The organism is Tenacibaculum sp. 47A_GOM-205m (assembly GCF_000518405.1).
GTDB lineage: Bacteria > Bacteroidota > Bacteroidia > Flavobacteriales > Flavobacteriaceae > Polaribacter > Polaribacter lutimaris.
Genome location: NZ_KI912431.1, coordinates 268353 through 287684 on the forward strand (window position 1 = coordinate 268353; position 19332 = coordinate 287684).

Sequence of the window (19332 nt, forward strand, 5' to 3'; positions counted from 1 at the left end):
TTAATTAAACATGATTTACGGAATTTCATTAGTATTTCTAAGTATAGTGGCAGTACCGTCATTAATTTTAGCCAAAAAACCTAATGCTAAAGAGTTATTAGAAAAAATAGAGCCTTACCAAGGATGGATTGGTCTTATTTTTTGTATCTGGGGAATTTGGGGAATAATTTCAGCTATTTTAAACTTAGGTTGGTTAACTACAGCACCAATTTGGTGGGTAACTTTCTTAGCAGGTAGTGTAGTTGAAGCTGTTTTAGGTTTTATGTTAGGATACGGAATGATAAATAAATTACTATTATCTAAAAATGCAGATGCTAAAGAAAAAGCAGAACAGTTGAGAGGGAAGATTGCACCAAAACAAGGAAAGTTTGGGATATTAGGAATTATAGTAGGAGTTTGGATGATAGTTGCTTCATTCTTATTTATATAACCTAAAAAAGAAAGAAAAAGAAAAATATTTATAGCATTGCAAACCGAGGTAAAATGTAAGTAGGGGTGTGGGATTTCTAACAAAAAATCAAAAGCCTTGTTTGCAATGTTTTTTATGAAAAATTGAAAGCTTATTTTTATAAAGCAATAAAGAATAGTCGAAAATGAAAAGGGTAAAAAGTGTTTTAACAATTATTGTAGTATGTATATTGTTTGTAAGTTGTCAGAAAGAAACTCCGCAAAAAGTTGTTGAAAAAACAGTACTAAAAACCAATCTATTGATGGCTAATTATGGTATAGGGTATTTTGAGCAACTTAAAGAATTACAAAAAAATGAATACCTAAAGTACTATGATAATGATGGAGAAGAATATGCAGCAACATTCTCTCAATACCTTCATAAAGTCACCATACCAGACCTTGAAAGAAGTTTAAGAGATATTCAGAATTTAGAGGTAAATGAAGATTCAAAAGAGTTAATAAATGCTTCAATTAAATTATTTGAGTTTTGCATCGGTTTTTATAAAAAAGACTATGCGGAAATTGCCTATATGTACGATGAAGGAAAAACTCAACAAGAAATTAATATGATAATCAATGAGTTTGAAGCTAAAAGCTTCCAAGAGTTTAAAGAGAAAAATTTAAAGTTAGATGAAGCCGCAAAAGTTTATGCTGAGAAAAAAGGAGTAAGCTTGAAGTTTGTTTAAACAATTTTTAAATCAAGCTTAGGATTAACACCAATTACATATTGAGACTTAATAGTTAAGGATTCTTTTTTATTGTTGGAAACATCCTTAATGTATTTAGGAACAGTTAAACCACTTTCATTTATAATAAGTTTCTCGTTTTTATAAATTGTGATATCTGTCATCACCACAATTTCACTAGCTGTAGAAAGTTCTTCTTCTTTTAAAACTGTATGCTTTTCAGTAAAACCTAATTTGTTTAAAGTTTTTTCAAACAACCAATCATTCGATTTCATGGCTTCTTTACTAACCTCAAAAACCTCGTCATGTTCGCGATAATATTTTTGTTGAATGCCAGGTTTACTATTTTCAGAAGAGCCTGTACCAATAGTTAACGTAATTTTCTCAGGAATAAAAACAGTATTAGAATTAGACTGCCTCATTAAGTTATAAAAAACAGAAACTTGTTGCTCACTATCCAATGCGCGTTGCATGGTTTCACTTACAATAATATCTGGAGAAAAGTTTTTAGGGAATTTATATTTTGTAGCGTCTTGATTTATAAAGTTGATATTATTGGTTTCTAAACCTAACTTTTTAATTGTACTTTTCAAAACTTCAAAACTTAGAGGATTTACCTCTAAAAGTGTGTATGTTATATTCCAATCAGCATACTTCAATATAAAAGGAAGTATAAGCGAAGCAAAAGGGCCAGTACCAGCATAAAGAATATGTAGTGAGTCTTTTTGATGGATTTTCTCTTGAATAGCAACCTCAATTCCTCTAATAAACTTATGGGTTCTTACCAAATCATCAAGACAATTAGCTGCCCATAAAGTACCAATCGCTACACCATTTTCAAGTTGAACATTATTTCGATGTTCTACATTATTTATAGCTTCATTTGAAATTCTAAAGAGTAATTGTTTATACTCTTTTAAAGCAGAAGAATAATCAGACGTTTCTTCAAAGAATTGAGAGGTAATATGTAGTAACTCTTTTTTAAAATTTATCATAAGCTATTATAAGAGTAGTTTATTTTGATGTAAGTTTTAATAACTTCTGTTCCATTTCCTTAATAAGTTTTTCTGAAGCAGGCTCATTGTTACGCTTTAGTTCGTTTAAGATAAGACGTATTGTTTCTGGTGAGTCAATTTCTTCTTGTATAGGTTGAAAGCTATCTTTTGGAGCAAGTGCAAAGAACAAAGAATCTGACCACTCGTTTCTTTCTGCGTCGATAATTAAGTGTATGCGATCCTTATTTCCTTTGTTGGCAACAGAATGTACGTAATTTACATTCGTATACCAACATTCTCCAGGTAACATATTTAGTTGTTTATCATTTAAAATAAATTCAACCTTGTTATTTGTAATAATCGGAATATGTAAGCGAAAGTTGCCATCTTCATAACCAAGTTTGTAATCACGATGAGGTTTTATTTCTGCACCAACATTCAAACGAAGCAAGCGAGCAGATAAAATAGGGCATTGAAAAGAGTTAATGACCTCTCTAAAATAATTACAATTATTCATTATGGGAGTTTCCTGGATAGTACCATTATCATTTTGAAAAGCAAAAATGTTAGAAGTGTCACCATTGCTAGTATATAAAGGAATAGCTTTCCACTCACCTTCATATCCAGATTTGTTAAAATGAGGAATCCAATGTTGATTTACAACTAGAGAATAATCATGCAATAGTTTATCTGCATCAAACAGAAAAGGAAGTTTTAAAGATGTAGTAGTTTTAATTTCTTTCACTAGAATGTAAAATTTAGAGATGCAATAGTTTTACAGCAAGTTAAAGTAAAAAAAGCAGACAAAATATTTTTTGAGAATAAGTGCTAACTTTTTAAGTATAAATGAAAGAATATTAAAAATAAAAAAAGCAACCTTTTTGGGGCTGCTCTTTATTTTTAAGAAACTAAATCTTTAATTCGTTTCGTAATTGTTTTTTTAATGTCTTTAGGATAACTTCTATCCCCGTGAAAAACATCAGCCATAGCTTCGCTAAACTGTTGACCGTATTTTTTTAACACAATATTTCGAATACTTTTTTGTTCGTAAAACCACTTAGAAAGCCATAAACCAGTTTTTATTTCAGGAAGTAAGTTTTCAGATATTTTTTCTAGGTATAATTTTTCAGCTAATTCAGGTTCTTTTTCACTCTCAATTATAGCTTCAGCAGCTAATTTACCACTGTATATAGCATTAGAAATTCCTTCTGCAGTAATAGGATCAGCAAAACCAGCAGCATCACCAATTAAAAACACATTGTTTTTAACAAATCCGTCTGTACGAGGAGAAACAGGAATTTGAAATCCATGCTGAGATTCGCTAACAATATTTGTAATATTTAAAGTTTTTAAATATTGTTGATAATGTTCTTTTAAGTTAATTTTAGTTCTTCTAGCGGAAGCAACTCCAATAGATAAATGCTTCTTCTTTGGAAAATTCCATGCATAACCATAAGGAATTGCATCAATATCAAAACGAACTTCTTTAGATAAACGTTCAAAGTCTTCATCAGAAACCTCTACTTCATATTCTAAAGCAGGAATTAATTTACGAGTATCTTCTTTCCATCCAGCCATTTTTGCGGTTGGACTTAAAGCTCCGTCTGCAGCAATAACAAAATTAGCAGTAAAATTCACCTGAGAAGTTTCTAGAGTAATAATATCATCAGAAAAAGATAATCCTTTTAATTTATGATTTTCTAATAACGTAGCTCCAAATTCTTTTGCTTTTTGAGTAATTAGATTGTCAAAAGAATCACGCATAATCATAGAAATAGTTGGTTTTTCTCTATGCGTTTTAAAATGAAGTTTTTCTCCTAGATAAATATCAACAGTATGAAACTCTTTTTCAACTACCTCTTTAATATCAAAAGGTAAGTTTTTACGCCCTCTAAAAACAAAACCACCTCCGCATGTTTTATAGCGAGGTAAAGTTTCTTTTTCAATAATAACAGTTGAAATACCTTTTTGGGCTAAATAAAAAGCTGTTGAAGCTCCTGATGGTCCGCTGCCAATAACAGCAACATCATAGTGTTGTTTCATAGGTTTGTTTTTAAATCGGTTAAAAATACACTTTTATACCGAATTAAAAATAAAATTACCAGTGTAAGCGAGTCATAACTGGGTAGTGGTCAGATAATTCTATATCGCTATAGGTTTTAAAGTGGTTAATAGTCGTATTTTGATCTGCCAAAATAAAGTCGATTCGCATAGGGTAGATGTAGCGAAAAGATTTACCCATACCCATACCGGCTTCAATAAAAGCATCTTTCTTATCTGTAGCCAGTTGCTTGTAAGCCCATGAATAAGCAGTATTGTTAAAATCACCACATATTATTTTTTTTCCTTTCCAAGTAGCTTCGTGTTGAGTTATCAAATCAACTTGATCAACTTGTTTAACAAACCCATTCTCCAAGCGTTTGAACAAACGTTCAGAACTTTTTTCACCAAAATTCTCTTTTTTCGGATTAAGTTTCAACGATTCTAAATGTACATTGTATACCCGAATAGTATCTTTTTCTACAAGAATATCAGCAAAAATAGTATTGTTAGCACTACTTTTAAAATTAAGAGAACCAGAATTGATAATTGGATGTTTGGAGTAAATAGCTAATCCAAACTTATTTGTTTTCGTTTTTGTTTTTATGTACTTATAAGGAAGTTTAATGCCTAGAAGCTTAGAATTATAAAATTCTTGAATAGCAATAACGTCAGGATTTTCATTATTAATGAGTTTATATATTTTTTGTTCGGTTGTTGTATCATCTTCATGTTTGTAGTGATTAAACAAACGAACATTATAACTCATGATTTTTAAATCATTATTAAGTATAACTTCTTTGTTAGTAAATTTAATTAAAGGAGTAGAAACAAACCATCCTATAATTAGTACTAGGAGTGATAACAAAGCATTTTTATGAATTTTAATAAGCCAATAAATAAAAAAACAAATGTTAGTAACAACTAATAGAGGAACAAATAAACTAAATACTGAAAGAAAAGGAATTGTTTTTGGAGAAATATACGGAAGCGCATATGAAAGTAATAAAACAGTAGCGAAAACTGAATTAATGAAAAATAAAAATTTATGAGTTACCGAATACTTTCTCATTTAGTTTTTTCCTTGTTTGAATAAAAATTCTTTTTCACTTTTACTAAGTGTATCGTAACCAGACTTGCTAATTTTATCTAAAATAGCATCAATTTCTTGCTGATTTTTTGTTTTATTAACGTTTTTAGAAGAAGTTTTATTACCAGATTTATAAACTGTTTTTAGTTTACGTTTTTTTTTAGTAAAAAGTTGCTTTATAGATTTAAAAATACCTAGTTCTTTATTACTAGCACTTCTTACATAAAAGAAACCTAAAATAGCGCCACCAATATGTGCTAAATGCCCACCTGCATTATCTCCTGAGATTTGAATAAAATCCAAAATGATTTTAATTATAGCTATATGCCAAAGTTTTACATAGCCAATCAAAGGTATTTTAAAAGAGTAGTTAGGTATATAAGTTGCTATACCTATTAATATAGCAGAAGTTCCAGCTGAAGCACCTAATAAAACATTTGAATCTATATCTTTTGCAAATAGAGGAAAGAAATTATAACCAACCATAAATATTAGCCCTCCAAAAACGGTTCCTAACAGGTAAAAGCTTAATAGTTGTTTTTGGGTAAAATAATCAACAAATAAATTTCCTACAAAAAAAAGTATAATTAGATTGAATAGAATATGTATAAAGTTGGTGTGTAAAAAACCATAAGTGATAATCGTCCAAGGTTTTGATAAAAAATCATTGAAATTTGCTGGTAAAGCAAACCAATTTATAAACAAGTTATTGTTAGCATGAAACAGTTTGCCAAAGCTACTAGAAAAAAGAACCAACAAAAATACAGCAAGGTTTACATAAATAAGTTTTTCAACTACACCTGCATGTTTAAATCTATATTTTAAATTATCTAGCACGTTCATAACACATAGCTTCTTTTATAAATATACTAAATTACTGAAATCTGAACTGATTTTTCTTCCAGTACCATGCTATTATAAAACCAATAATAGCACCTCCCACATGGGCAAAATGAGCAATGTTACCGATAGAATAATTGGTCATTCCGAAGAATAAATCACTTAAAATAATCAACGGAATAAAATATTTTGCTGCAATAGGAACAGGGAAGAAGATCAATGCTAGTTTAGCGTTAGGGTAAGTTAATCCGAAAGCAACTAAAACCCCATAAATTGCACCTGAAGCACCAACGGCTTCAGCATTAAATAAGTTATGAATTTCGACTAGATTATCACCTAACCCTTGATAAAAATTTAAACTCGAGTTATTAGATAATATAATATTACATTGATTTATAAATTCTTTTGTAGAATAGGAAGAGATATCTAATATTTTAGAGACTTCACTACTTGTAATACCTGATGAAATTAATTGTTCGTAAATTCCATTAAATTGGTAATAATTGGTAAGTGTATAAATTAATCCAGCACCAATTCCTGCAGAAAAATAGAAGAATAAAAACTTATTTCGTCCCCACATTTGTTCTAACGGAGTACCAAAAGCCCACAAACCATACATGTTAAAAAGTAAATGAGCAGGACCACCATGCATAAACATATGTGTAACATACTGCCAAATGCCAAAATGTTCATTTTTAGGATAATGTAAAGCAAACAAATTGGTTAAATCCATGTTTAATAACTGAGGAGCAAAAAATAGAATCACGTTAATGATTATTAAATGCTTTATGGCTTGTGTTAATCTAGGCATACAATTTTTTATTTATTGAAAATGGCATCAATTTCATTTAAAGTTAATGTTTTAAATGTTGGTTTGCCAAATGGTGAAATATTAGGTTCTTTACAAGAAAATAGATTGTTAACTAAATTTTCTTGTTCTTTCATATTTAATGAAGTACCAGTTTTTATAGCTAATGATTTAGCAAAAGATTTTGCCATCACATCAAAGTGGCTAAAGCTAGTATCGGGTACTTCTAATTTTATATCGTCTAATAACTGTTCTAAAATTAGTGTTATTTGACTTTCACTTATTGAAGTTGGAATTCCAGCAATAACCACACTTTCTTTCGTGAACTCATCAAACATAAATCCAGCACTTTCTAAATCAGATTTAATACTGTAAATCATTTCAATATCAGACGAAGAAAATGAAATGTTCACAGGAAATAATAATTGCTGACTACTGGCTTCTTTTACAGTAATGTTTTCTAAAAATTCTTCATACAAAACACGTTGATGCGCTAAGGATTGATGAATTAATACCACTCCTGACTTTATGGAACTTAACAAATATTTTTTTTGAATTTGGAAGGTTTTTCCTGTTTCGGTTTCTTGTTGTGATTCAAATAATTGTTCTTGTTGAATAGGTTCAAAAGTATCAACATTTGTGTACAAAGCTTCCCAGTTACCCGTGTCTTTTTTAAAGCTCGATTGGTAGCTGTGTGTGCTAGCATTTTTAGAAGCTCCATTAGTCTTAGAAGGTTCTTTGTAGCTAGTTTCCGTTTTAAACGGATTAAAAGTAGGGTCTACTGTTATCGGCGGAATAGAAGAATTACCTTTCTTGCTGTAATCATACGGAGTATCTAAAGTGGCATCTCTATCAAAATCTAACACAGGAGCAACATTGTATTGCCCTAAGCTATGTTTTACGGTCGCACGTAAAATAGCGTATAATGCTTTTTCATTATCAAACTTTATTTCCGTTTTTGTCGGGTGTATATTGATATCAATCGTATTTGGTGGTACTTCTAAATATAAGAAATATGATGGATGCGATCCGCCTTCCAACAAACCTTCAAAAGCATTCATAACAGCGTGGTTTAAATAAGAGCTTTTGATAAAACGATTATTAACAAAAAAGAATTGTTCACCACGTTTTTTCTTAGCAAATTCTGGTTTTGCTACAAATCCGTTTACGGTAATAATATCGGTTTGCTCATTAATAGGAACTAATTTTTCATTCATTTTAGCGCCAAAAATTGCTACGATACGTTTACGAAGATTACTCTTTTTTAAATGATAAACTTCATTATTATTATGATGTAGTAAAAAGGAAATGCTAGGATGTGCTAAAGCAACACGCTGAAATTCATCAATAATGTGACGTGTTTCAATAGTGTCAGATTTTAAAAAGTTACGACGAGCAGGAATGTTAAAAAATAAGTTTTTAACTGCAATACTTGTTCCTTTTGCTGTTGAAACTACTTCTTGAGAAACAATTTCACTTCCTTCAATTTTTATTTGTGTACCTAATTCATTTTCTTCCTGCTTGGTTTTTAGCTCAACATGAGCAATTGCTGCGATTGAAGCTAAAGCTTCACCACGAAAACCTTTAGTATTTAAGTTAAATAAATCTTGTGCTTCTTTAATTTTAGAAGTAGCATGACGTTCAAAACTTAGGCGAGCATCAGTTGGGCTCATTCCTTTCCCATCATCAATTACCTGAATTAAAGTTTTTCCAGCATCCTTTAAAAGCAAGGTAATTGAAGTAGCTCCTGCATCAATAGCATTTTCAATCAATTCTTTTACAACAGAAGCGGGACGTTGTACCACTTCACCAGCAGCAATTTGATTGGCAACATGATCAGGAAGTAACTGTATGATATCTGACATTTAGTTATTTTTTAGGGAAAAAGATTGAAAGATCAAAATCAATAATAAATAAGAAAACAAGTGTTAAAATCAATGCGATAATTACGATTGTTTTGTTAAATCGATATCCTGATTCTTTAAGATCGTCTAAAGCAGCATTGAATTTTCCTTTTAAATTCTTCTTTTTTCCAATAGTAGTTCTATATTGATCAAACTTTTGTTTTATCTCATAAGGATTCCCTTCTCCTTTATAATAACGAGGTTTGTAATCGAACTTTTTATTTTCTCTTTTGATAAATCCCATAAAAATGTTGCTTTATTAATAGCTTATGTGGAACAAAAATCACACCAAATAAGTCGAAATTCAAAGTTACTGAATTATAGAGAGGTGGTCAAAAATTGTGGATAAATTAAAGTTAAAAAAGAAGCGAGAAACCTTTATAAGATTTCTCGCTTTTTTATTCTGTTTTAAAAGAAATTAAAATCCTAATGAGTTAGATGTGCGTTCTTGGTTTTTAATAGCAGCCATTTTAATAGCAGCTACGGCGCATTCAATTCCTTTGTTTCCTAATTTTCCGCCAGAGCGATCTAATGATTGTTGTTTAGTGTTATCAGTCAGTACACAGAAAATTACAGGAACATCGTATTTGATGTTTAAATCTACAATTCCTTGTGTTACTCCTTCACATACAAAATCGAAATGCTTGGTTTCACCTTGGATAACGTTTCCAATTGCGATGATAGCATCTAATTTTTGAGTTTCAATCATTTTTTTACATCCATACACTAATTCAAAACTACCAGGAACGTCCCAAGAAATAATATTTTCTTGTTCAGTACCACAGTCTAATAAAGTTTCAATTGCCCCTTTATGAAGGTTTTGAGTGATTTCAGGATTCCATTCTGAAACAACAATCCCAAATCGAAAAGGTTTCGCATTTGGGATTGAAGCTTTATCGTAATAAGATAAATTTGTTGTTGCCATTACTGAGCGTATTTTGCGCTGTTGATATATTTTTCAATATCTCTTCCTTGATCAGAATCAGCGTATTTTTCTTTAATGGTTGTGTATAATTTTTCAGCTTTACTGTACTCTTTTAAATCCATAGCAATTTGAGCTGCTTTGAATAAGAATAAAGGAGTTGTAAATTGATTGTCTTTTTTGTTGGCTGCCTGTTGGTAGTAATCTAAAGCTTCTTTTGGTTGGTTAATGTCTGCAAAAGCATCACCAATAGCTCCTAAAGCAGTAGGTCCTAATAATTCATCATCAGACTTAAAGCTACTTAAATACTCAATAGCTTCTTCATACTTTTTCATTTTTAAGTAAGAAATACCAGCATAGTAGTTTGCTAAGTTTCCTGCTTTAGTACCACCAAATTGATCAGCAATATCAATAAAACCATATTTTCCATTAACTCCTCCTGCTAAAGCTAAGTTGTAGATAGAATCTGCTTTGGCACCAGCAAAAGTAGCAGCTTCATCAAATAAAGCTCTAGGATATGCTAATTCATTTGAAGCTTCTTGTTGTTTAGGTTCAGCAATAAACTTGCTATAAGCTAAGTACACTAAAATTAAAGCTGCAATAGCTACCAATCCGTAAAATAATGGCTTGCTGTTTTTTTCAATCCATTCCTCTGATTTGTTTGCAGTTTCGTCTAAAGTATTAAATACTTCAGCGGTAGTACTTTGCGTTTCATCAAATGTTTCTTCTACTTCTTGTGTAACCTTTTCTTTCTTAGGTTTGTAACCTCTTTTCTTGTATGTAGCCATAGTTGCTTAAAAAATTAGTGGCGACAAAAATAGTTTTTTTAATTGGATTTTAAAAGTCGTTTTTTGGTAAATTTTCGATAATTTGCGCATTCTTTTTTGAAACAACACTTATTCATGTATTTGCAAAAAATATCATTGGTTAATTTTAAAAATATTGAGTCGCAAACTTTTGATTTTCAAAAGAAAATAAATTGTTTTGTGGGGAATAACGGTATTGGTAAAACCAATATATTAGATGCAATTTATTACTTGTCTTTTGCTAAAAGTTATTTCAATTCGATAGCAGGACAGAATATTCGTCATGGTCAAGAATTTTTTATGATTGAGGGTGATTATTTGTTACATGATAGACAAGAAAAGATTATTTGTTCTTTAAAAAGAGGGCAAAAAAAGGTGTTAAAGCGTAATGGTAAAGCCTATGAAAAGTTTTCAGAACATATAGGGCAGTTACCGTTGGTAATCATTTCCCCTGCGGATAGAGATTTAATTGTTGAAGGAAGTGAAACACGTCGTAAGTTTATTGATGGTGTAATTTCACAACAAGATAAGCAATATTTACAAGCTTTAATATCATATACAAAGATTGTAAGTCAACGAAATGCTTTGTTAAAATATTTTGCAGCAAACAGAACGTTTGATGCATTGAACCTTAAGGTGTACGATGAACAGTTGATTGAATATGGGTCGATTATTTATAATAAACGAAAAGTGTTTTTAGAAGCATTTGTTCCTATTTTTAATGCAAAGCATCAAATTATCTCAGGAGCAAAAGAAGAGGTGAATTTACGTTATAAAAGTCAGTTGCATGATACGTCTTTAGAGTTGTTGTTACAGCAAAATTTAGAGAAAGATAAAATTTTGCAATACACATCGGCAGGAATTCATAAAGATGATTTAAGTTTTGAAATAGGGGAGCATCCGATTAAGAAATTTGGTTCGCAAGGACAGCAAAAATCGTATTTAATTGCGTTAAAACTGGCGCAGTTTGAGTTTATTAAGCAACAATCTAACGTAACACCAATTTTGTTGCTAGATGATATTTTTGATAAGTTAGATGAAAACAGGGTAGCTCAGATTGTAGATTTGGTAAATAGTGATGAGTTTGGTCAGATTTTTATTACTGATACCCATGCAGAACGAACAGAGGATGTGATTAAACAGAGTAACCAAGAATATCAGATTTTTAAATTATAATAGCGTTGTTAAGAACAGAGCATAAAGTAGAGTAAATGGCTAAAAGAGAAAATGATAGTTTTTCGTTAAAAGACTTAATGGGAAGTTTTATTGAGGAAAATAATTTAAAAAAAGGGTTTCAAAAAATTCAAATAGATGAAGCTTGGGCAAAATTAATGGGTGCAGGAGTTGCTTCTTATACTAGTGAGGTGAAGCTTCAAAACGGAACATTAATAGTCCGTTTATCCTCTTCTGTGTTACGAGAAGAATTAAGTTACGGAAAAGATAAGATTGTTCGTATGATTAACGAAGAAATGGGTGAGGAGTTAGTGAAAAAATTGATGTTGGTATAGACTTATTTACCTTTTTTTTAAATATAAATTTTGTTTCTTTGATATTTGGGTTTATTTAACTTTTTTGAAGATGACTCCATCTTTATCATTGAATTCAGTAGGTCGTTTACCGTTAAAACCAAATTGTAGTTTAATAGTGTTTTTCTCAATTTTTTCGGCAATACACAATAATCTGCTCATCTCACCGCTTGCTTTTGTTTTAACGATAAAATCAATTTCTATTGGTTTTTTAGAGTAATCTACTTCATATGTCATAGTTGCTTTCTCCTCATTAATAAGAAATTTCTTTCCCCCTAAAGTTTGCCCTTGATACTTAAAGTAAGCATATCCATTCTTTTTAAAAATTAAGTAAGCAGCTTCTTTTTTGTCTTCCCCTTTCCATTTCCCTATAATACTGAAGTCACTTTCGGAATATTTAGTAAACGATGTTAATGATAATGTGATAATTAATAAGATTATTATTTTTTTCATAGGTTTAATTTTTAAAGGTTAAATACAACAAGGTTTACTTGTTAATTATATTCGTTTTTTATAATTTAAAAATTCAACGTAGTTTATGTTCTATAAAGATATGAGATTAAATTTATTAAGTGTGTTTGTTGTTGTGTCTTTTTAAAGATTATTAAAATTATGTACTTTTAGTTTGTAGAATAGATTTATAAAAAAAAATATGCAAACACGTTCATACGATTGTTATATAGAGGTTACAGATATTAAAGGATATAGGCAGGTGAATGAAGATTTTACAGCTGTTATACTAGATCAAGAGACTAATTGTTACACTAATATGTATGTTGATAATATAGCTGTTAGCTTTTTACATTCGATGGAAGAAGAACAGCTAAATGCTATTCATTTTTTTGAAGATAATCAAGATGTTATCATCAGCGTTATCACAGATTATCTTGCAAAAACCTTCAAGAATCCTAAACAAGAATTGGGATTAGACTGTATAAATATTTTAAATGAACATGAGGATGCAATTTGTTATGTGACGTATCGATTTATAGATGCTTCAGGAAATAAGTATTTAATTAAGCTTCATAGAGAAAAGGTAGTAGGATTTGAAATTTTATAATTTTAGAGAAATTAAGTTAAGAGGATAGTAAAGAAATGCTTTTTAAATATTGTTACGATACAATCGCATTAAGTAAAATGAAGAGAAGAAGCATAAACACAATCATTTTCATTTTAGATGTATTTCCTGCGGGAAGGTTGAGTGTTTAGAAGGAGAAATAAAAGTAATGCTGCCTGAAAAGTATATGTCAGAAAATTTTAATGGGATGGTTTCAGGAACTTGTTCTAATTGCAATCAGTAAATAAAACAATAAAAAACTCGCTACAGTTATGCAGCGAGTTTTATTTATTTGTTAGTTTTTCTAGAATAGAAATTAAAACATTTCTCTTCCTGAAAAATGGAAAGCACCTTCGATAGCTGCATTCTCATCAGAATCAGAACCGTGTACTGCGTTTTCACCAATAGAAGTAGCGTATAATTGACGGATAGTTCCTTCAGCAGCCTCAGCTGGGTTAGTAGCACCGATTAAAGTTCTAAAATCTTCAACAGCGTTATCTTTTTCTAAAATAGCAGCGATGATTGGTCCACGAGTCATAAACTCAACTAATTCACCAAAGAAAGGACGCTCGCTGTGTACTCCGTAAAAAGTTTCAGCATCACGCTTAGTCATTTGAGTTTTTTTCATAGCCACGATTCTAAATCCTGCAGCATTAATTTTTTCTAAAATTGCACCAGTGTGTCCGTTTTCAACAGCATCTGGTTTAATCATTGTAAAAGTTCTATTTGTTGCCATTATTAAATGTAATAATTATCAATAAAATGATAAATTCCTTAATTGTTGTTGTTTACACAAACTTTGTATAAATCGGCGCAAAAATACACTTTTTAATGTTATTCACAAGTTAAGGGTATATTTCGTTGATTTCTTGTAGGATAGCTCCGTTTTTACCTCGCATTTGTAGGGTAGCTTTTTTAGTTTTTAAATCTAAAAGTAACGTACCGTAGCTTAAAGAGTTTACAACATTTCCAATTCGGAAGCTATTTTTTTCAGAAGTAAAAGAAGAATAAGCATGAGTTAATCCACTTGAAGTAAAATCAATAATAGGGTATTTTAATCCTTCAACAGTTGTTTTTGAGAATTCAGAAATATGTCTATCTCCTGAAAGAAGAATTACATTCGTGTTTTTAGCCTCTTTAATTAAGTTGAACAGTTTATCTACTTCATGAGGAAAGTTGCCCCATTTTTCAAAACCATGTTCTTTTGATAAGATTTGAATACTACTAACAATTACAGTAAATGTAGCGGTAGAACTGGTAAGTTCGTTTGTAAGCCATTTCCATTGAGTGTCGCCCAAAACAGTACCTTCGTTATAATTGTTTGGTTGAAAACGTTGTCCGTTAGTTCCTTTGGTAAGTGAAGTTCTAAAGTAGCGGGTGTCAAGTACTATAACTTTAACATCACCGTCTTTTGTTTTGAATATTTTTGAGTGATAAACACCTTGTTGCTTTCTTCTAGGAGAATCTTTAGGAATATCTAAAAAATCTAAAAACAACTGCTGACTTTTGTCTTTCATTTCAAATTCTACTCCTGCATCGTTTTTACCATAATCATGATCATCCCAAGTAGCAAGAATAGGAGTTGTTGAGCTTAACTCTTTGTACCCTTTTATGTTTTTTTGAGTTTTATACATGCGTTTCATTTTACGCATATTGTTTGTATCGGCATAAATATTGTCGCCTCCCCAAATCCATACATCTGGTTGCAGTGAAATAATATCTTGCCAAAAAGGATTGTCAAGTTTTTGGTTGTTACATGAACCAAAAGCAATGGTGAAATTTTCTTGACCAAATGAGGTAATAGAAAAAGTAACTAAAAGTATAAATGAAATTAGAGATTTCATAAATGTCATAATGATTTAATTTTTATGCGAAGAAACGAAAAGAAAAGCTTAAAAAGGTTAATAAAGCATTAATTTGTATATTCGCCACTTATGATTTTAAAGCACTTTACAGAACTAAAGCAATTTTTGTCACAACCTAGAAATATTGTGATTATAGGACATAGAAATCCTGATGGAGATGCAATTGGTTCAACCTTAGGGTTGAAACATTATTTAGATAAAAAAGGGCATACAACACAAGTGTTGATGCCAAATGAATATCCTGAGTTTTTACATTGGGTTCCAGGTTCAGAAACTGTAAAGCGTTTTGATAGGCAAAATAAACAATCGGTTAAAGCTTTAGCGAAATCAGATATTGTTTTTTTATTAGATTTTAATGCTTTGCATAGGGTTGGAGATGATATGCAAAATACCTTAGAGCAATATGAAAATGACTTTGCCTTGATAGATCATCATCAACAACCAGATGAATTCATGTATATGTATTCAGACACTTCAATGTCTTCAACATGCCAAATGGTATACAATTTTATTGAAATGATGGGAGATGTTGATTTGATAGATAAGAATATAGCTACTTGTTTGTATACAGGTATTATGACTGATACGGGTTCTTTCCGTTTTCGTTCTACAACGAGCACAACTCATAGAATTATAGCTGATTTAATAGATAAAGGAGCTGAAAATGATAGAATTCACAGTAATGTGCACGATTCGAACTCATACAGTAGGTTGTTGTTGTTAGGACAAGCTTTGAGTAACATGAAGGTATTACCAGAGTATAAAACTGCATTTATAACACTTACGGAGGAAGAAAAGAGAAGGTTTAATTACGAAAAAGGAGATACTGAAGGAGTTGTTAATTATGCACTATCTTTGAAAGGAATTGTATTCGCAGCTATTTTTATAGAAGATGAAGAGCAAGGAATTATAAAAATATCTTTCAGGTCTAAAGGAGATTTCTCAGTTAATAAGTTTGCTCGTAACTATTTTAATGGAGGGGGGCATGATAATGCTGCAGGTGGAAGAAGTGATGAAAGTATGGAAGATACGATAGCAAGATTTAAAACGTTATTAACTTCGTATCAACAAGAATTACAAAATTCGTATGAAGCATAAAACAACATTTTTTATTCTTATAACTTTATTGATAACAGTTGCTTGTGAAAAACCTGAGGCAAGAAGGCCTAAGCAACACGGTACAACAAACTTTTATAAAGAAGTTCTTAAAGAGAATAAAAAATTAAACGCTTTAGAAAAAGAGCGTTTAGAAAAATGGATTTCTCAAGATACAATTACAGAATATAAAACTTCACCTCATGGTTTTTGGTATACTTACGTTACAAAAGACACCTTAGGATTAAGTAATAGTCCTAAAACAGAAGATGTGGTTTTGTTATCGTATAGTATTTCAGATATTAACAACAGACTTATTTATGAAAGAAGAGAGATAAGTTATAAAGTAGACAAAGAAGATTTTATTCCTGCATTACAGGATGGAATAAAGTTGATGAAAAAAGGAGAAACCATTACATTTGTAATACCATCGTATAGAGCTTTTGGAGTTATAGGAGATGGAAATGAAATAGCTGTAAATCAGCCAATACAAAGTACAGTAACACTAATCGATATAAAATCAAAAAAAGACAATGAAATTAACTAATATTTTAGCAGCTACGGTAGTAGGTTTATCTGTAGTATCATGTAGCAATGGTCAATTCCAACAAAAAAGTTCATTAGCAACAGAAGTAGATTCTGTAAGTTATGCTTTAGGGCTAGATATGGCGAACAAAATCAAACAAAATTTTGATGATATGGATCAAGGTTTATTTGTTCAAGGTTTCAAAAATGGTATGGATTCTACTAATTTATTAATAGAATCAAAAGACATCAATAATATTTTAAGAGCATTCTTTCAAAAGAAGCAACAAGAAAGAATGAAGCAAATGGAAGAAGAGCAGGCTAAAAAAGCGGAAGCAGAGTTTGGAGATAACAAAAAAGCAGGAGAAGAGTTTTTAGCGGAAAATAAAAACAAAGATGGAGTAAAAACGACTGAAAGTGGATTACAGTATATCGTTTTAAAAGAAGGTGAAGGAGAAGCTCCTAAAACAAATTCTAGAGTTAAGGTTCATTATCATGGTACTTTAATAGACGGAACAGTGTTTGATAGTTCGGTAGAAAGAGGTGAGCCAACCGAGTTTGGAGTAGGTCAGGTAATTAAAGGGTGGACAGAAGGTTTACAGTTAATGAAGCCAGGAGCAAAATATAAGTTCTTTATTCCTCAAGAATTAGCTTACGGATTTAACCCTAGACCAGGAGGTCCAATAAAGCCTTTTTCAGCTTTAGTTTTTGAAGTTGAGTTATTAGAAGTAAAATAAATTTTAACCCAAAGAGTTGATAATTAATTAGGTTAGCACTAGCTGTTAACCTAATTAATTGTTTATAAAAGTAATTTTTTAAAAATAAATTAATGAAACTATTTAAAGTTCTACTATTCTTATTAGTGGTTTTCGCTTCATGTAAGACAGCAAAGTATTCTGATTTAGAAAATGGTTTGTATGCAGATATTCAGACCAATAAAGGTGATGTTTTGGTGAAATTTTTTGATAAAGATGTACCTATGACGGTGGCTAATTTTGTAGCTTTAAGTGAGGGAACACATCCTAAAATGACTGATTCTTTAAAAGGAATTCCTTTTTATGATGGAGTAAAATTTCATAGGGTAATTAAAGACTTTATGATACAAGGAGGTGATAGAACAGGTAAAGGAAGTGGAGATGCAGGTTATACTTTTCCTGACGAGTTCACTACAGATGAAGAAGGTGAGTTATTACATAAGCATGATGGGCCAGGTGTTTTATCTATGGCAAATTACTCAAGACCAGTAACAAACTCTAGTCAGTTTTTTATTACCCATAAGGCTACTCCTTGGTTAGATGGAGGGCATTCTGTTTTCGGACGTGTTTTAAAAGGTCAAATGGTGGTAGATACGATCCAAAAGGGAGACGTTATTAATAAAGTAGAGATTTTAAGGATAGGAGAAAACGCTAAACAATTTAATGCGCCATTAGTATTTGAACAAGAATTAGCAAATGCAGAAAAGAAGGAGGTAGAGCGTAAACAAAAATTAGAAGAACTAAAAAAGAAATACCAAGAAGAACAAGGAATTAATGATGCAATTACTACCAATTCAGGTTTGAAAATTTTATCATTACAAAAAGGAAATGGAAAAAAAGTTAATCCAGCTTTACCTACCACAGCACATTATACATTATATTTAACAGACGGAAAAAAAATAGATTCTAGTTTAGATAAAGGAGAAGCTTTTGTTTTTACGGTTAATGATGAGAACTTTCCTTTAATAGCTGGTTGGAAAGAAGGAGTAAAAACAATGAGAGAAGGAGATAAGGTGCGTTTATTTATTCCTTATTATTTAGGATACGGAGATCAAAGAATGGGGCCAATTCCTCCTAAATCAAATTTAATTTTTGAAATAGAAGTTTTAAAAGTAGGAAAGTAGTTTTGATAGAAAATATTATACAAAAAGATAAAGAGCTTTTAATTTATCTTAATAGTTTAGGTAGTGAGCAATGGGATGGTTTTTGGATAACAATAACGAATCAGTTTACTTGGACTCCTTTATTTGTTTTTGTGCTATTTTTAGTATTTAAGCAATTTGGATGGAAAAAGGGGGTGTTTACAGTGCTGTTTATAGCTGTTATCGTAGCCTTTTCTGATCAGTTTACGAATTTAATAAAAAACACAACCGAAAGAGTAAGACCTTGTAATGCTGAGGGTGTAAAAGAGTATTTACGCCAAATAAAATACAGATCTGGAGGGTATAGTTTTTGGTCAGGACACGCGTCATTGTCAACAACAGTAACAACGTTTATGATTTTATTATTAAGAAAGCATTTTAAGATGATTTACTTAATGATTTTGTTCCCTTTAATATTCGGTTACAGCCGTGTTTATTTAGGTGTCCATTTTCCTGTAGATGTAACAACAGGGTATGTAACAGGAATAATATTAGGTATATTGTTTTATTTCATATACTCTATTGTAGAAAAGAAGATAGGTTTAGTAAAATAGAAAAATAGCACAAAAATTTAAGGTATATTAAAATCAAAAAAAGCTTACAATTATGTAAGCTTTTTTTTCTTTAATCCCCTAAAAAAAAATCCGAAGCTTTCGCTTCGGACTTGCGGAGAAAGAGGGATTCGAACCCCCGGACCTGTTACAGTCAACGGTTTTCAAGACCGCCGCATTCGACCACTCTGCCATTTCTCCTGAGCGCCTCATCAAGTATTCCCTGATTGCGGATGCAAATATATGACCTTTTTTCAATTCTAAAAAAGTTTTTA

23 protein-coding genes and 1 tRNA gene are annotated in these 19332 nt (G+C 30.9%); 10 read left to right on the plus strand and 14 right to left on the minus strand.

Annotated elements, in window-relative coordinates; genetic code table 11:
- The first annotated feature begins 10 nt into the window (after positions 1–10).
- Together N534_RS0113445 and N534_RS0113450 are read left to right on the plus strand one after the other, a co-directional pair.
- On the plus strand, positions 11–430 hold the full coding sequence (locus N534_RS0113445; RefSeq protein WP_028892973.1) for a hypothetical protein: 420 nt from the start codon (positions 11–13) through the stop codon (positions 428–430).
- 163 nt (positions 431–593) lie between these two features.
- Entirely contained in the window at positions 594–1136 is a 543-nt protein-coding gene (locus N534_RS0113450; protein WP_028892974.1) for a hypothetical protein, read from the plus strand.
- On the opposite strand, the gene N534_RS15150 is transcribed toward N534_RS0113450, so the two are convergent.
- The 10 genes from N534_RS15150 to N534_RS0113500 form a co-directional block, all read right to left on the minus strand.
- On the minus strand, positions 1133–2131 hold the full coding sequence (locus N534_RS15150; RefSeq protein ID WP_051435932.1) for a hypothetical protein: 999 nt from the start codon (positions 2129–2131) through the stop codon (positions 1133–1135). The genes N534_RS0113450 and N534_RS15150 overlap by 4 nt on opposite strands.
- Positions 2132–2150: 19 nt before the next feature.
- Entirely contained in the window at positions 2151–2813 is a 663-nt protein-coding gene (locus tag N534_RS0113460; protein WP_231517329.1) for an aspartyl/asparaginyl beta-hydroxylase domain-containing protein, read from the minus strand.
- 218 nt (positions 2814–3031) lie between these two features.
- Positions 3032–4174 (minus strand): geranylgeranyl reductase family protein, encoded by a 1143-nt coding sequence (locus N534_RS0113465; RefSeq protein ID WP_028892976.1) that lies wholly within the window; start codon positions 4172–4174, stop codon positions 3032–3034.
- A gap of 55 nt (positions 4175–4229) precedes the next feature.
- Positions 4230–5243 (minus strand): endonuclease/exonuclease/phosphatase family protein, encoded by a 1014-nt coding sequence (locus N534_RS0113470; protein ID WP_028892977.1) that lies wholly within the window; start codon positions 5241–5243, stop codon positions 4230–4232.
- Complete coding sequence (locus N534_RS0113475; RefSeq protein WP_028892978.1) at positions 5244–6104, minus strand: rhomboid family intramembrane serine protease; 861 nt, start codon at positions 6102–6104, stop codon at positions 5244–5246. It lies immediately after the preceding gene.
- A gap of 31 nt (positions 6105–6135) precedes the next feature.
- On the minus strand, positions 6136–6912 hold the full coding sequence (locus tag N534_RS0113480; protein ID WP_028892979.1) for a rhomboid family intramembrane serine protease: 777 nt from the start codon (positions 6910–6912) through the stop codon (positions 6136–6138).
- 8 nt (positions 6913–6920) lie between these two features.
- Positions 6921–8774, minus strand: coding sequence for a DNA mismatch repair endonuclease MutL (gene mutL, locus N534_RS0113485; RefSeq protein ID WP_028892980.1), 1854 nt, complete (start codon positions 8772–8774; stop codon positions 6921–6923).
- A gap of 4 nt (positions 8775–8778) precedes the next feature.
- Positions 8779–9057 carry a hypothetical protein gene (locus N534_RS0113490; protein ID WP_028892981.1) on the minus strand — a complete coding sequence of 93 codons (279 nt, stop codon included), beginning with the start codon at positions 9055–9057 and terminating at the stop codon, positions 8779–8781.
- A 174-nt stretch (positions 9058–9231) separates the two neighbouring features.
- Positions 9232–9738, minus strand: a complete 507-nt coding sequence (gene ribH, locus N534_RS0113495) for a 6,7-dimethyl-8-ribityllumazine synthase (RefSeq protein WP_028892982.1) — start codon at positions 9736–9738, stop codon at positions 9232–9234.
- A complete protein-coding gene (locus N534_RS0113500) occupies positions 9738–10523 on the minus strand; it encodes a tetratricopeptide repeat protein (protein ID WP_028892983.1) in 786 nt (261 codons plus the stop codon). The genes ribH and N534_RS0113500 overlap by 1 nt, the downstream gene beginning before the upstream one ends.
- Before the next feature lie 114 nt (positions 10524–10637).
- Between N534_RS0113500 and N534_RS0113505 the strand changes: the two genes are divergently transcribed.
- Both N534_RS0113505 and N534_RS0113510 read left to right on the plus strand, forming a co-directional pair.
- Positions 10638–11717, plus strand: a complete 1080-nt coding sequence (locus tag N534_RS0113505) for a DNA replication/repair protein RecF (protein WP_028892984.1) — start codon at positions 10638–10640, stop codon at positions 11715–11717.
- A gap of 35 nt (positions 11718–11752) precedes the next feature.
- A complete protein-coding gene (locus N534_RS0113510) occupies positions 11753–12049 on the plus strand; it encodes a DUF721 domain-containing protein (protein WP_028892985.1) in 297 nt (98 codons plus the stop codon).
- A gap of 51 nt (positions 12050–12100) precedes the next feature.
- Here N534_RS0113510 and N534_RS0113515 read toward each other — a convergent pair whose 3' ends face one another.
- A complete protein-coding gene (locus N534_RS0113515) occupies positions 12101–12520 on the minus strand; it encodes a hypothetical protein (RefSeq protein WP_028892986.1) in 420 nt (139 codons plus the stop codon).
- Positions 12521–12719: 199 nt separating this feature from the next.
- On the opposite strand from N534_RS0113515, the gene N534_RS0113520 reads away from it, so the two are divergent.
- A complete protein-coding gene (locus tag N534_RS0113520; protein ID WP_028892987.1) occupies positions 12720–13127 on the plus strand; it encodes a hypothetical protein in 408 nt (135 codons plus the stop codon).
- A 313-nt stretch (positions 13128–13440) separates the two neighbouring features.
- Here the strand turns inward: N534_RS0113520 and N534_RS0113525 are convergent, their stop codons facing one another.
- Together N534_RS0113525 and N534_RS0113530 are read right to left on the minus strand one after the other, a co-directional pair.
- A complete protein-coding gene (locus N534_RS0113525) occupies positions 13441–13860 on the minus strand; it encodes a nucleoside-diphosphate kinase (protein ID WP_028892988.1) in 420 nt (139 codons plus the stop codon).
- Positions 13861–13969: 109 nt separating this feature from the next.
- Positions 13970–14968, minus strand: a complete 999-nt coding sequence (locus tag N534_RS0113530) for an alkaline phosphatase D family protein (RefSeq protein WP_028892989.1) — start codon at positions 14966–14968, stop codon at positions 13970–13972.
- Positions 14969–15058: 90 nt separating this feature from the next.
- Here N534_RS0113530 and N534_RS0113535 point away from each other — a divergent pair, with 90 nt between their 5' ends.
- The 5 genes from N534_RS0113535 (at position 15059) to N534_RS0113555 (ending at position 19060) form a co-directional block, all read left to right on the plus strand.
- Positions 15059–16087: a bifunctional oligoribonuclease/PAP phosphatase NrnA gene (locus tag N534_RS0113535; RefSeq protein ID WP_028892990.1), complete on the plus strand. Its 1029-nt coding sequence runs from the start codon at positions 15059–15061 to the stop codon at positions 16085–16087.
- Positions 16077–16631 carry a gliding motility-associated peptidyl-prolyl isomerase GldI gene (gene gldI, locus N534_RS0113540; protein WP_028892991.1) on the plus strand — a complete coding sequence of 185 codons (555 nt, stop codon included), beginning with the start codon at positions 16077–16079 and terminating at the stop codon, positions 16629–16631. Before N534_RS0113535 ends, gldI begins: the two co-directional genes overlap by 11 nt.
- Positions 16618–17346 (plus strand): FKBP-type peptidyl-prolyl cis-trans isomerase, encoded by a 729-nt coding sequence (locus tag N534_RS0113545; protein ID WP_028892992.1) that lies wholly within the window; start codon positions 16618–16620, stop codon positions 17344–17346. The genes gldI and N534_RS0113545 overlap by 14 nt, the downstream gene beginning before the upstream one ends.
- Positions 17347–17438: 92 nt before the next feature.
- Entirely contained in the window at positions 17439–18488 is a 1050-nt protein-coding gene (locus N534_RS0113550) for a peptidylprolyl isomerase (RefSeq protein WP_028892993.1), read from the plus strand.
- Positions 18489–18490: 2 nt separating this feature from the next.
- Positions 18491–19060: a phosphatase PAP2 family protein gene (locus N534_RS0113555; RefSeq protein WP_028892994.1), complete on the plus strand. Its 570-nt coding sequence runs from the start codon at positions 18491–18493 to the stop codon at positions 19058–19060.
- A gap of 113 nt (positions 19061–19173) precedes the next feature.
- Here N534_RS0113555 and N534_RS0113560 read toward each other — a convergent pair.
- Positions 19174–19258: transfer RNA gene (locus N534_RS0113560), tRNA-Ser, on the minus strand.
- Positions 19259–19332 lie beyond the last annotated feature (74 nt).